The organism is Streptomyces sp. NPDC001153, assembly GCF_053598315.1.
Map to the genome: position 1 here is coordinate 1 of NZ_JBSFJZ010000041.1, position 14,117 is coordinate 14,117.

At 67.9% G+C, this 14,117-nt stretch carries 6 protein-coding genes and 1 pseudogene; 3 read left to right on the forward strand and 4 right to left on the reverse strand.

Going from position 1 to position 14,117, the window contains the following annotated elements:
* Positions 1 to 526: 526 nt before the first annotated feature.
* Complete coding sequence (locus ACWDEN_RS35895; protein ID WP_450862107.1) at positions 527 to 4,174, forward strand: Z1 domain-containing protein; 3,648 nt, start codon at positions 527 to 529, stop codon at positions 4,172 to 4,174.
* Positions 4,175 to 4,609: 435 nt separating this feature from the next.
* Here ACWDEN_RS35895 and ACWDEN_RS35900 read toward each other — a convergent pair whose 3' ends face one another.
* From ACWDEN_RS35900 to ACWDEN_RS35915, 4 genes are all read right to left on the reverse strand, one after another.
* Entirely contained in the window at positions 4,610 to 7,954 is a 3,345-nt protein-coding gene (locus ACWDEN_RS35900) for an SAV_2336 N-terminal domain-related protein (protein WP_450862109.1), read from the reverse strand.
* Entirely contained in the window at positions 7,884 to 8,873 is a 990-nt protein-coding gene (locus tag ACWDEN_RS35905) for a MoxR family ATPase (protein WP_351604873.1), read from the reverse strand. The genes ACWDEN_RS35900 and ACWDEN_RS35905 overlap by 71 nt, the downstream gene beginning before the upstream one ends.
* Positions 8,873 to 10,783 carry a vWA-MoxR associated conflict system protein gene (locus ACWDEN_RS35910; RefSeq protein WP_450862112.1) on the reverse strand — a complete coding sequence of 637 codons (1,911 nt, stop codon included), beginning with the start codon at positions 10,781 to 10,783 and terminating at the stop codon, positions 8,873 to 8,875. The genes ACWDEN_RS35905 and ACWDEN_RS35910 overlap by 1 nt, the downstream gene beginning before the upstream one ends.
* 266 nt (positions 10,784 to 11,049) lie before the next feature.
* On the reverse strand, positions 11,050 to 12,012 hold the full coding sequence (locus tag ACWDEN_RS35915) for an alpha/beta hydrolase (RefSeq protein ID WP_450862114.1): 963 nt from the start codon (positions 12,010 to 12,012) through the stop codon (positions 11,050 to 11,052).
* A 264-nt stretch (positions 12,013 to 12,276) separates the two neighbouring features.
* On the opposite strand from ACWDEN_RS35915, the pseudogene ACWDEN_RS35920 reads away from it, so the two are divergent.
* Positions 12,277 to 12,825, forward strand: a pseudogene (locus ACWDEN_RS35920) (restriction endonuclease); the annotation flags it as partial.
* A 68-nt stretch (positions 12,826 to 12,893) separates the two neighbouring features.
* Positions 12,894 to 13,808, forward strand: a complete 915-nt coding sequence (locus ACWDEN_RS35925) for a transposase family protein (RefSeq protein WP_351604922.1) — start codon at positions 12,894 to 12,896, stop codon at positions 13,806 to 13,808.
* Positions 13,809 to 14,117 lie beyond the last annotated feature (309 nt).

Here is a 14,117-nt window from a genome sequence, read left to right on the forward strand (position 1 = left end):
TCAGGGAGCACGCAACGCCAGCGGATGCACGCCCCGAGCAGACACCCGCGCGTTCCGGAACCCTGCCCGGCTACACCACTTCATGGGACGCGATCTGCCTCGGCCCATGTGGTGAAGCCCCAGTCAACGACTCCGTACCCACCAGGTGAGCCAGGCTGTCAGCGTGGCGCCCAATGCGGTCGCCGCACCGCGGAGCACGAACCGGCCGAATAGCAGCCAGGCCCGGCGGATCATCCGACGTGCACGTCGGGAATTCCGGGGGGAGATCTTCGTCTTCCTTGGACGCTTTCGCATCGTTCGCCTTCCTCACGTGCGTGACGCGCACATCGGGTCAGGGCCACGGGCATGGCCGAGCCCCGACCGTTTCGCACGGGACTCTGGTGCACCCGTGGCAACGCGTTGCCGGATCACAGCGCAACAGGCCAGGTCTGTTGCCAAATCTCTGGCAACAGCCACGAGTCAGCCCAACAACCGGTAGGACTGTCTGGTGCCGTCAGAACACTGGGCAGGCGGAAACCTGCGCGAGTTGAACAAGGAGCTGCCTGAACTCCATCAAGCCCTGGCCAAAGCCCTACGTGGTGCGTTCGAGGTCATGCAGATCACCCTGAGGGAATACGCCAGGCGACATCACCTGAGTGTGTCGGTGGTGAGCCGATATCTGAGCGGGAACCGCATTCCGTCCAAAGAGTTCATCGAGAAGACCATCGAGCTGGCCGGCACTCGTCTTACCGCGGAAGACGCCACCACTTTGCGGAACCTCCACAGCCAGCGGGCTGAGGAGAAGGCGGAGCACGGAGAGAGCAGCATCCGGACATTGACGGCGCGCATGCTCAATCAGAAAGTGCAGTACGAGACGGCGGCCCGCCAGCACTTGGCCACGATGGGCGCCTTGGATCGGGCCCAAACAGAGATCCACAGACTGAAGACTCAGCTGCGCCTTTCCACCGGACCGCTGGCCGACACCTCCGATGACCTCCTCGGCGAACTGGAGCGGTATGCCGCGCTACGCGCGGCAGGTGCACGCGATGCCGTCACCTCCATCTCACACGACACCCATCGCCGCTGGCGCACTGCGCTGAACCAATACGATCGCGCCCCGGCCTTGACTTGGACGGACACCGGACCGTGCACCCCCGAGCGCCGCGTGGCCAGCTATCGGCGTCTGGGGCTGGATCAACTGCACCGCGACGCGCTCGACGAACTCGTACCGTTACAGGTCGGCGGCGACGCCGCTGTCGATGACGTTGCGCTCGAGGTGCATTCCCTGGCGCTGGGAGCCATGCACGCCAACGGCCCCCGTCCGCTCGCACGCGCCCTCGAATACTGGTCCGAGGACCATCCGTCTGTATCGGGTGCCGGTGCTCTGGACGCGAGCCAGTCCACTTTCCGCAGTCACCTGGCGTCAGGCGAAACCGCTGCTCCGCTCCTGGCTCTGTGGCGACGAAGCCTCACCGAATGGGACCACGCGGAACGGCCTGCTTGGACATCCACCCCACCCCGTACTGCCGAGCGCCGCATCGCGGTGTATGAGCGCCTCGCACTGGAGCCCGCGACCCGCAGAGTGCTCACAGAGCTGATCCCGATCTCCTTCGCTGAAGGACCGATCATCATCAGTAGCGAGTTCACCCCGTGGTACGCGCCTACTCACCCGCCCGGCCGCCCCTGGTACTGGCCCGCCTACCAGCGCTATCTGGCGCAAATCAAGGGATGGACCGCCGAGGCCGTGGCCACCGTGGGAGAGAGCGCTGCCCAAGTGGTCGCGCGTCTCGCCGACCCTACTGATGCTGCCGCCTACCAGTCCAAGGGTTTGGTCATCGGTTACGTCCAGTCCGGGAAGACCGCCAGCATTACTGGGGTCGTCGCCAAGGCCGTCGATGCCGGCTACCGATTGGTCATCATCCTCAGCGGCTCTCTCAACATCCTCCGCGCCCAGACACAACGGCGGATCGATAAGGAGTTGGTCGGTCGCGAGAACATTCTGCGCGGAGCCCCCGAAGAGGACTGCGAGTACACCTTGGACCCGGAGTGGAGGGCGGGAGAGTTCTTGACTCACGGCGGGCTTCCATCCCTCCGCGGAGCGTTCGACGTTCTCCGACTCACGACCCTGAACAGCGACTATCAGTCCCTGCAACAAGGGATCATCGCGCTCGAGTTCGAGAAGCATGACCCCACGCTGCCGCTGTACCACCCGGCCAACCTGCATCGCACGGCTGCCCGGCTCATGGTGGTCAAGAAGAACAAGGCCGTGCTCGGCTCGGTTATCAGGGACTTGCGCAGACTCGGTGCCCAGTTGCAGGAGATTCCGGCACTGATCGTGGACGACGAATCCGACCACGGATCGGTCAATACGCTGCACCCTGGGCATCAACGCGAAGGCCGTGAGCGCAGCGCCATCAACGGACTCCTCTCCGAACTGCTTGGCCTGCTTCCCCGAGCCCAGTACGTTGCGTATACGGCTACGCCGTTCGCCAATGTCCTCATTGATCCGCACGATGCGGAGGACGTCTTCCCAAAGGACTTCGTGCTCTCGTTGCCCCGCCCGGCTGGGTACATGGGGGCGCGTGACTTCCACGACGTGGACTCTGCCGTTCCTCCTGAGGAGCGAACGGTCGCCAACTCCCAGGAGATGGCCCATGTCCGCGCCATCCACGAAGCTGAACCGGGCGACGACTCCTCTCTGCAACAGGCCCTCGATGCCTTTGTCCTGTCGGGCGCCATCAAGCTGTACCGCGAAGCCCTCGACCCGAGAAGTATCACTTATCGTCACCACACTATGCTGGTGCACGAGTCCGTGCGCATCGCCGACCACCGCGAGCTCATGGATCGTCTCCTTAAGCTCTGGTACGTCCCTGGCCCACTCGAGGCCGAGGCTCTTCATCGGCTGAGGGCGCTCTACGACCTGGACTTTGCCCCCGTATCCGCCCACCGGGCCGAAGACCTCGCACGCCCTGTCTCGTTCGACGAGCTGATCCCGCATATCGATGCCGCGCGTGCCCGCATCGCCGACGGCTCAGAGAAGCCTGTGATCATTGTCAACGGTGACAGGGATATCGAGCGCGCCAGCGTGGACTTCGACCAGCGCCCCGTATGGAAGATCCTAGTCGGGGGCGCCAAGCTCGCCCGAGGCTTCACCGTCGAGGGCCTCACCATCAGCTACTACCGCCGTGCCGCCTCACAGGCGGACACCCTGATGCAGATGGGCCGCTGGTTCGGCTTCCGCGAAGGCTATGCCGACCTGGTCCGGCTCTACATCAGTCGCGGTGAAGCTACTGGGAACAAGGAGATCGATCTCTACGAGGCGTTCGCAGCGATGTGCCGCGATGAGGAGGAGTTTCGGTCTCAACTCGCCGACTACGCACACCTGGTGGACGGCAAGCCGATGATCACTCCGGCTCAACTCCCGCCACTGGTGGCCCAGTACCTGCCCTGGCTCAAGCCGACGAGTCCCACCAAGATGTACAACGCCGAACTCGTGGAGGTCCGGTCACCGGGGAGGTGGATCGAACCGTCGGGCTACCCTCTGGAGATCGGCGCGAAGCGCCGAAACACGGAGCGGTGGCGTGCGATCCTTGACGCGTTCCAGAGCCCCCTGATCCCCGTCTCCGTGCCGGCCGACGGCAGTCGGCAGGAGACCTCCTTCTCCGCGTACACGACTGTCATCGGACACACGCAGCTCCTTGAGGTGCTCAGCAGGCTGGAGTGGCTGACCCCTGACAATTTTGCACCGCACCTCGCCTATCTGCAGAAAGCAAGCACGACGGGGGCAAGCATCGAGGATTGGCTGATCCTCGCCCCTCAGCTAGCCCCGCCGCAGCGCCGGGCCGGATCTGTGCTGGGATCCCCAGAGCTCTCCCTCTTCGTCCGCAGTCGGCGTAGGGGGCCGCTCTTCGGCGCCATCAGCGGCCCCGCACATCGCCTGGCCGCCCGGGCTCTTCGTGCGAGCCTTCCGGATCGCAGGGGGATCGCATTGCTCTACCCGGTCCTGGAGGCGGGTGACGCCTACCAACACACCGCGTACCTGCCCGGCGCACCGGTCGACCCGTCCCAGGTCTCCCTTGCCTTCGCCCTGCTCCCGCCTGGCGACTCGAACGACGAAGCGGCTCCGCAATCTCCTCTGGTCCGATTCCGCGCCAAGAACTCCTCGTTGCCCGATCGTCCCATTATCGACAGGTAGGCGAAAGGGTCTTGTGCGGTTCAGGCCGTCCCGACGGTGCGCGGTCAGTGGGGACTGCTACCAGTGGGACACCAAGCAAACTGACTGGGCCGAGCCACCCCGCAGGTGCAGGGATGGTGGTTTCAGGGATCGGGGGATGGGTCGAGCCACCTCTATGGTTGCGCAGGACTCCTAAACCTGTGTTATCGCGCGCCTATCGCTGTTTCTTCGGCTTGCTCAGCTATTGCGCCACCACGGCGGACAGGCCGCTCGGGAGCCCATGCTGGGGGATACCCTACAAGGAGTCCAGGGCCCCATCGTGCCTATGAGCCGGGCGCATACCCGGCTCCGAGAACGCGGCCGATTCCGCACCGTTCCGAGTGTCCAGGAGCGGACCGTGACCAGCCCTATTCCTCCAGCGCACGGCAGTTGCATGCCAGAGCACGGTCGGGGTGCCTAGTCTGCGGACGGGAGACCGGATGGCTGGCGAAATTCGGCTGTAGAGAACTCCAGGTCAACGTCGCTTGTTACTAGGTCCCGCTCGGCCTCGAAGACCAGCACGGCGTCCCGCTCGACGCTGACCCACACAGTATCTTCGCCCCAGGCGTCGTCCACGACCTCCACGTTCGAGTCAGCCAAGGGCAAAGCCGTCCGCTCTAGAGCTCCTTCGAGGACGAGACGGGCGGCGACGAACACCTTGCCGCCCGCCAGGCCGGTCTCATAAGCACCGCTGGGTCGCCAGTCGATCTGGTCGAGAGCGGGAGCAGCCAGCGCGATGGTCAGTTGCTCGACTTCTGTTCCGAAGGCGGCCCTTTGCCCCTCGCCGAGTGGTACGTCACGGAGGTTCTCGCAGGCGACCTCGACTGCACGCGGGAGGGTATCCCTATGGAATTCTGCCTCCAGATCGGACGTCGTCATCAACGGCTCAGCACCGGTTTGCGGGGGGAACGAGGACTCCGCTGGCGCGCCTGGCACCGTAAGAATTACCTCGCAGCCCGCATCGGCTCCCGGGCCGCCGTCTGCCTCCCGCACGGACGCCCGACGGGACAGTGGCACGCCTCTCAGCTCTCGCTCCGGCTCGAGGATCAGACAGAAAGCGACGGGCGAGTCGAACAGCCTCTGGGGTCGCCCTGGTGCCCGCTGACGGCGACTCCTTCGAGAGACCGTCACGTTGAGGTAGGCGTCGCCGATATCCCAGACCAGGTTTCTGACCCGGCCGCCCACCGCACGTTCGTGTTGGATCTCGATGCCCTGCCCTTGCAGTGACTCATGTACGTTCTTGGCCAGTTCCGAGAGCGTTCGCACAACCAGGTTCTTGTGCGCCCATTCCGCGGCAAAGAAAAGCAATGCTCGCAGCAGCGACTCGACCGCGTTTTCGTGTGACTTATTGCCGTGCTGCGGAAGGTGATCGCGGAGTCTCTCCCACAGCTCGGCGTACACGGTGGCGATCTCCGCACCGAGGGCCGATGGCGCAGGCTGCACGTAGCACACGTTGCGCACCCATACGCGTTTGGAGGACCCCAGAGACTGCAACAGAACCAGAGACTGGTCCCCGTACCGCCGGGACTCCGAGATGACCGTGTGCAGATCCAGGTATGGGGGTCCATCCGGAACCCCTTCTCGGGCGGTCCGCAGCAGCGCCTCGGCGACTCCGCTCTTGACCGGCCCGTCCGTGAACGCCACCTCGAGGGTCGGCTGGCGGAACCCCGGCATGAGCGCTCGCTTGGCGACTTCCGCCTGCCATGAGGACATCAGCAGCTCCGCACCCTGGCGCCCGTCACCCTGGTCGAGGAGCACCACGGCGTAGACGGGGCCCGAGGCTCCGAGGGTCCGTCCCACCGGCTCCAGATCCACCGGTCGACCATGTCCGCCGACGTACAACACGAGGCTGTCGTCCGCGGATCGGCAGCGCTCTTCGATGAGTCTCACCACGCGCTGGAGTTTGCCAGGGGTGGGCAGCGCCGTGCACCGGTCCTCCGGCAGCCTCCAACCGACGTCCGACATCAGGAGGTCTCGTAGGTGTACCGCTGCCCTGGGCGTACGCGGACCCGCCGGGGCATGCCTCGATGGTTCGGCGTCGAACAGCAGGGCCGCGCTGCGGTGCGAAACCGGCAGTCGGGGTTCCTCCCGCAGCAGGGCTGCCGGTGGCGCTGGCGCCGGCGGCTGGGACTCCGGCGGTAGGGGGACCACTGTGCCGGTCCGCAGCAGCCGGAGGAGCTCGGCCGAGGCACGGGCAAAGGGTGCCAGGTCCTCGGGGAGCGGTTCCCCGTCGGGAACGGCAGTCGCCTCGATGCCCGGGCCGGCGGCAGGCCGACGGCGCGCTACGTAACGGCTCAGGGTGTCCAGGGTGTGCAGGGCGTCCCTGCGCCCGAGGTCGGCGGCCAGCCGGTCGCGGGCTGCGGGGTCGAAGGTGATGACCGACGGCTCGCCGCCCGTCGGCGTGGCGAGGGTGACCAGGGAGCTGGTCAGGAGTTCGGCGAGGTCGCCCGTGGTGGCCTCGGGGACGAGTTCCTGGCGGAGGAGCTGTACGAGGTCCAGGCTAAGCCGGCTGAACGGACTGCAGAGCATCGCCAGTCGTACGGCTGATGGTGAGGCGGTGTGTAGGAAGGACTCGGTGGGACCGGAGCGGCCGGCGGGTGCGGCGGGTGCCGCGAAGGGCGAGGCGAGCCTGCCGGACCGAGGGACGAGAACGGCGTCGCACCCGTGGGGCGCCCCGCGCATGAAGACCCGTGCCCAGCGGCCGATGGAGTGCGGTGTGAATGCGAGGGTTGGCAGGGCCAGCCACTCGGCGCCGGGGCCTTCCTGCGTGCGCGGCAACAGCGGTGCCCGGTAGTCGAGCTCAGTGTTGCGCAGGCCGGGCCCGCGCTGGGTGACTCGTACGGCGGGCAGATCGAGGGCGGTCTGGTGCCAGAGGCGGCTCGGCAGCGGGTTCAGAAGGACAGTGGGCGTGGCTGCGCCCCATCGCCGGAGGAGCTGCCACACTCCTGCGTCCCGCCAGTCGGCCGAGGAACAGTCGGAGACCACGAGGATCAGCCGCCGCACGTCGGAGGAGAGCGCACGTCCGGGGGCGGCCGGGCGTCCTTGGTGGTCGGTGAGCTGTGGTCCCGCCGCCAGCCGCCAGGTGTGCACCTGCCGGAAGACGCCCGAACCTGCCAGCAGCGAGGTGAACTCGCCGACGGTCCTCTTCCACAGCTCCATGGACGGGGCAGTGTCGACGACGAGCAGGACGTCGAACCATGGCTCGGGGGTGGGCCCGAACACCGGGACCAGCTCGCCGCTGCGGCCGTAGTCTCGAAGGGTCGCGTCGAGGTCCAAGTCCTGCCGTGAGCCGTGTTGGTAGCGGCGTTTGAAGGGACGTAGTGCGCGGCCGAGGGCCATCGACTGAGGCAGAGAGCGTCCCGGGGCGACCGTCACCGGGGTGCCGGGGGCCGACCGTGCACCGGGGAGGCGTTCGTATAGGACCAGCGAGGTCGCGTCCGCCGCATCAGGGTCCGCCGCGTCCGGCTTCGGGTGCCGTGCCGTCGGCGCCGATGCCTCTTCCTGCTCGTGCCCGGTGTCCTGGTGCGCGCCGGCCGGGTCTGCGGCTGGGACTGGTGCCCGTGCCTTGTCCGTTGGCCCAAACCGGTTGCTCCCCGCAGCCGCCGCCAGCCACAGGGCGTCGGCGATTGAGGTGGCGTCGGTGTCGGCCCCCAGCGCCTCCGCCAGGACACGCAGCACGGACTCCGGCCGCTCAGGCACCGGCGAGCTCGCGCATGAGCAGTTCCAGCAGCCGGTCCCGCTGCGCGCCCGCCTTCGGGGCATGAGGGTCGGTGACGAGCCGTACTGCGTTGAGGAGTTGGTCGACGGCCAGGGATTCACCCCTCGCGATCCGCTCGACGAACTCTGTGACGAGGTCCGCTGCCGGGCCGTGCGCGGCGATCGGCAGCCCGAGGTGGGCCTCGAGCGCGCGGTGGAGCATTTCTGGTGTGGGTGCCGGCATGGTGTAGCGAATACACCGTCGCAGGAAGGGAGCGGGGAAGTCCCGTTCGCCGTTGCTGGTCATCACGATGAATGGGAAGAGGGTGCACTGCACCCGGCCCCGCTCCACGACGTGGGTCCGCGATCCGTCCCACTCCGAGACAGCCACCCTGAGCCTGGGGTGGCGGACCAGCTCGGGGATCTCGTACGTGCCGCTCTCCAGCACGTCGAGCAGGTCGCTCGGCAGGTCGAGGTCACTCTTGTCGATTTCGTCGATGAGCAGGGCGCGGGGCCGGTCGGCAGGCAGCAGCGCCGTGCCGAGCGGGCCGAGCTTCAGGAACGGCGCGATGTCGGTCCCGGATCCGCTGCCCCGGCGCCGGGCCAGCTTGTGAACCCGGCCCTCGGTGCGGGACGGGGCGTTGGGGTGTTGCAGGCGTAGCGCCTGGATGTGGCCGAGGGCGTCGTAGCGGCACAGGGCGTCGGGCAGTGTGCTGCGGGAGGTGATGTGCCAGCGCAGCACCTGGCCCAGGCCGAGCTCGGCGGAAACCTGTTCGATGACGGTGGACTTGCCCGTGCCGGCGGACCCGGTGAGGAGCAGCGGGCGGTGCAGGTAGAGGGCGGCGTTGACGGCGTCGGTCAGCCCTTCCGGGGGCTGGAAGCTGCCGGGGACCGGTTGGCGCGGGAAGGCGCGCCACGGCGGGGGGGCGGGGAGGGGCACGTAGCGCGGTTCACCGGTGCCGCGGTAGTACGTGTTCCAGGACATCAGGCGCTCCACGGGGTGGTCGGGGTGTGCTGCTGGTGGTGCTGCGAGGTCCGCTGGCAGAAGTCGAGCCAACCGGGGTCGTGCCAGGCCGCGCTGAGCCGGGCCAGCCGGTCGAGTAGCGGGTCTGCGACGGCGTCTGCATACTCCTGCTGCCAGTGATGCGCGTACGCCTCGGTGAACCGGTCAGGCAGCCGATCCCAGTGCTCGTCGAGGCAGCGCCGCTCGTCGTCGGCGATGCCCTGTTCCCCGCGCGGCCACAGCACGATGGGGGAGTACGGCAGCACGGCCTCCAGCACCTCGCCGAGGTGCGACGGACGGTGGTCGAGGCCGATGGCCCGCCGGTAGATCCCAGTCGAGAGACGTTCCCGCAGGGCGTCGAGCACCTGTGTTGCCGTGGCGCCCAACCAGTCGATGGGTGCGCCCGGGCCGTTGAAGGTCTCGTCTAGTTCCTCGAGTTGGCGTCTGGCGAACTCGTTCATGCCGGTCAGGTGGCTCGGGACGGCCAGTCGTCTGGCCCAGCGCAGCACGACGGTCCGCCGAGCCCCCAGCCGGTAGGGGCCGACACGTACCGTCTCCGGTTGCCAGGTGGCCAGCAGTGGAGCTGGAGCGGCGATGTCGATGTGGCGCACCGGGGCCCGCTCGGCGACCCGCGCGTCGGCCCACAGGACGATCTCCGCCAGCCGTTGCTCCACCCCCGCCCGGGTGGGGTCACAGGCCCACTCGGTCCGCTCCAGGCAGTCCGCCCCGTCGAGCAGCCAGGCCAACAGCGAGTCCGGCCAGTCGACCTGGGCCGCCTGGAGGCTGACGACCAGCCGTAGGGCCCGGTCCCGGGATGTGCGGTCGTACGCCTCGTGCGCCTGTCGGAGTTCGGCCGCGCATCCAGTGCGCCGCGCCCACGCCTGGATCTTCGGATCGGAGGTGTCCAGTCCGCAGTGGATGCCGACGGCCGCCACCGCGCGGGCGAGAGGGTTGGCCCCGCTGCCAACGCGGGTGAGCCGGAGGACGGCGTACTCGACGAGGTAGCGCAGCAACTCCGAAGTGCTCAGCCCGTCAGGCGGCGCGGATCCCTCGTCCTCTGGCCCGGCGCCGGGCGGACGAAGACGGCTCAGCTCGCGCAGCGCCTTCCGGAGACCGGTGAGGGTCAGCTCACCCTCCGCCCAGTCCTCCACGGCCGTCACCGTGTCGGCGGCCCTGATGAGCGCCCCAGCCACGTCCTCCACCCAGAGGGCCCCGACGGGGCCGGCGGCTGTGTCGTGCAGTTCTTCGAGGGCCGTACGCGTCCAGCCGCCGGGCGGGTGAGGGTGGCCGGGCAGTTCGGCGGCCAGGGCCTCGGAGAGGTCGTGCTCGCCGAGCGGGCCGGTCCGACCCGCGCGTCCGCCCGGCCGGTCCGGCCGTCGGGCGTTGACGGTGATCCAGAGTTCTTCGGTGGCGTCCGGGGAGCCGTCCAGATCGAGGACGCTGGTGTTCTGCCTCAACAGGCTTTCGCCTAGGGCGAGTTTCAAGGTGGCTGCACGCAGGGTCGGACCCCTGCCCGGCAGTCCTTGGCGGATGAGCCGAGTGAGCGTGCGACTGAAGTCCAGGTCGTACGCCTTCTGATGGGCCGCCGAGGCCATGAGCACTGACAGCCTGGTCGCGCCCATGGAGAAGCCCCCCTTCAGATCACTGGATTCGGGTACGGCGGCGCCGGCGTGACAAGTGTCGACGAGGCCGATGACCCCGCCGATGCCGGGGTGGTCCGCTGCCCGTATCAGCAGGGCGCCGATGTCGATCGAGCCGAGCAGTTCGCCGGGCTTGCTGTCGCTCGCCATGTAATGGAGCCTCGGACTGGCCTTGGGGCTCTGTCCATGGCCGAGGAATACCAGCACCAAGACCGCGCCGACCTCCGCGGCGTCGCGGATGGCCTGTTCCACTGCCGTGACGATGTCCTGACAGGCCGCCTTGCCGGAGCGTAGGGCGGCAGCGCCGCCCCCGTGGGCGTCGCCAGCCGATGCGCTGCCGTAGCGGAGCGATCCGCAGGCACGGGCTGGCACACCGGGCCGGGAAGGCTTACAGCCTCCTAACGACGGATCGGTCAGTACGTGGTGGAGCTCCTCTGCGGCCTCCACCAGGCGGCTGAGCTCCTGTTCCATTGCCTCGCACTGGGTGGCGACGACGAGTACATGCCGTGGCACGGCTGTCATGAAGCCGCGGGGCGGACGGTGACCACTGCCTCCCGTACAGGCTCAGCGATCTCATGGCGGGCGAGGTAGGTCGTCGCTGAGTGCGCCCACAGCAGGCGAGAGTCGAACCGCCCGGGGGTGGGCCGAACGCCACGGGCGTTGGGCAGCATGGCGTCGGCGAGCCGGGCGCGGGGCACGACCACGTCGTCCCCGTCCCAGAAGTCCAGCCACCGGTACACACATTCGGGCGTGGTCGGGGGCTGAGGACGTAGCCTGGGCCAGACGAACGCTGGTGTCGCGATCGGCGAGCCGATGGTGATGAACAGAGGCACGGGACCATTGTGTTCGCCTAGGGCTTCCAGGGCGACCACGCTGCCGAGGGAGTGGCCGATCACCACAGCCGGGCGGTTCGGATCGAGGCACGCCAGCACCCGGTCGCGGATCCGCCGGTCGAGGGTGTGGCCGTCCTCGTCCTCGTCCTTGCGACGCAGGTAGCGAGCAGGCTGGGAGATGGCGCCGAGGACTTCCCGAGCCGAGGTCCATCGTGCGATGGGGGTGATCCCCGGTACACGCGCAACCGCCGTGCACACCGCCCACAGGTGCCCGACTGCGGCGCCGACTCCTTGGGCTTCTCCATCAGGCCGAATCTGTGCCCGGACTCGTGCCAGAGAGAGATTGTCCTTGTTCTCAGGCCGGGCGGCCTCCTGGTCCAGGAAGTCCGCCAGGATGCCTAGCGCGAGGGTTGCCTCTGCCTCGTCCAGCTCCTCGCCGTCGCCGCTCTGTGCCTGCCCGTCGGTGAACAGATCGCCGTAGTATGCGAATTGACTGTCCGCCGCCCAGTCCATGGTCAGTGCCGAGATGTCCGACGACCCTCCGGCGGCGCGGAAGCCCTCCGCCAGGGCGCGCTTCCAGGCGGTCAACTCCGCGTTCGGATCTCGGGGGCCGCCGATGCCGTGCACGAAGACTAGCTGCGGCTTCATCGGATTGCCCATGCTCTTCCCCCAACCCCCCTGACACGATATGCGCCCCTGACGCTACCAAGACGCGAGGTACGGGGTGGGCCAGTCGGATCGGCTCGCACGTCACGTTCCCGGCGCCGCTGATTACGGTGGCAGGCGCGGTGCCGCCGTCTTTCGGCGGGCCGGACGTTTGACGGAGCGGGCGTCAGTAGGTGGGGCCGTAGGGGCTCCAGTGCCCGAGGAAGAGCTTCAGGATGGGGCATCGTCGCGGCGGTGGTCGCCGCGGTGTGGCTGGCGGGGAACTGGACGGCGGTGTGGCCGGTCCTGGTGGCCGTGCTCGCCGCGACGGTGGTGGCCGGGGTCGGCTGGAGGCTGTGGCGCGCGCACCAAGACGCGGTAGGCCAGGACCGAAAGTGGCGGGCGCAGGAGGAGGCGAAGGCGCGAGAACTATCGATGACGGAGGTGGACGGCTTGTCCTGGCAGGACTTTGAGGCTTACGTCGCTGAGCTGTGTCGCCGGGACGGCTGCACGAAGGTTGTGGTCAGCGGCAGGAGCGGCGACCTGGGAGCCGACGTCGTCGGGCACCTTTCGGACGGACGTAAGTTGGTCGTCCAATGTAAGAAGTACGCGCCCGAGCGCAGCGTCTCCTCGCAGGACATGCAGAAGTTCGTCGGCACGGCCCGCCTCGAGCACGGCGCGGACGTTGCTCTGTTCGTCACCACCTGCCGTACGTTCACGAAGGCCGCGCAGGGGCTGGCGCTGCGGCACGACATTGTGGCCCTGCACCGGGATCTGCTGGGGTCCTGGGTCAAGGGAGCCCCTCTGAAGTCACTTACGAGTTGGTGCGTGATAGCGGGTGAGGTGTCGTGCCAGGCAGGTGGCATGATCTGGTTGTGGCGATCATGGTTAATCGGGCGGTGCTGGCGCATCGGCTGTTCACTGGGATCTCTCGACGGCATCTCGCCTGCTTGGTTGAGGAGTTGGCGGTGCCGTGGCAGGCCGGACTCGAGGGCCGACGCCATGCTGCACGAGGAGGAGTCCGGAAGCGGGCCGCGGGTGCTGGCGCCCGCCACCAGCTGGTGTTCGTCGACCGGCTGGTGGCCACGCTGATCCATCTGCGGCACGACCTGCCGCATTCGGTGCTGGGGCTGCTGTTCGACGTCGACCGCTCCACCATCACCCGTGCGATCGCAGAGATACGTACGCTCCTGGCCGAGCGGGGGTGCGCGGTCCCCGACCGTCCCGGCCTGCGACTGCGGACGCTGACGGACGTGTTCGCCTACGCCCAGGCCGAAGGCGTCGAGCTGCGGCTGGACGCCACCGAGATCCAGGTCCGCAGGCCGCCGGCCAACCGCGGCGGTCGCCGTGCGTTCGTCTCGGGCAAGAAGAAGCAGAACACGATGAAGGCCACCGTGATCGCCGACTGGCGGGGCCGCACGTTATGGACCGATGCCCTGCGGCCTGGACGTATGCACGACGCCACGGCCGCCCGCAACGAAGGCATCGCCGTCTGCTTCCAGCACTTTCCCGATGTCGAGGTCCTCTTGGACGACGGCTACCTGGGCCTGAGCCGCGACCACCGCGGGCAAGCGATCACACCGCCCAGAAAACCCCGGCCCGGAGCATTGCCCGGCAGAGTCGAACAGTGGGAACGCGACCGTCACGGGCACTCCTCCGACCGCATCACCGTCGAACACGCCCTCGCCGACGACAAACGCTGGAAGCAACTGATGCGCTGGACCCATCGACGCGACCGCCTGCCCGACACCTACCGCGCCATCGCCGGCCTCGTCTCCGACCGCACCAACAACACCTGAGCACAGGCCACGACCAGGCCAAACACGCCTCACCCGCTATCACGCACCAACTCGTAAAGGGTGACACTGACACCAAGAGCGGCCTGAGCGTGGCACGACAGAGGCCCTGCCACGCAGACCTGGTGGCTATGGAACGGGGCACAGTGCACGGCGAACGAATTCGGCCAGGTGGGCCATAGCAATTCAAGCCGCAGCAGCGCCGAGTCGATTGCGTGTACGGATGAAGCGGTGGGTGTCGGGTGGGCGATCACATCGCCGTGCCCGTGACGTTATACCTTCGTGTCGCAGCAATTCCTGACGCGGTCATGC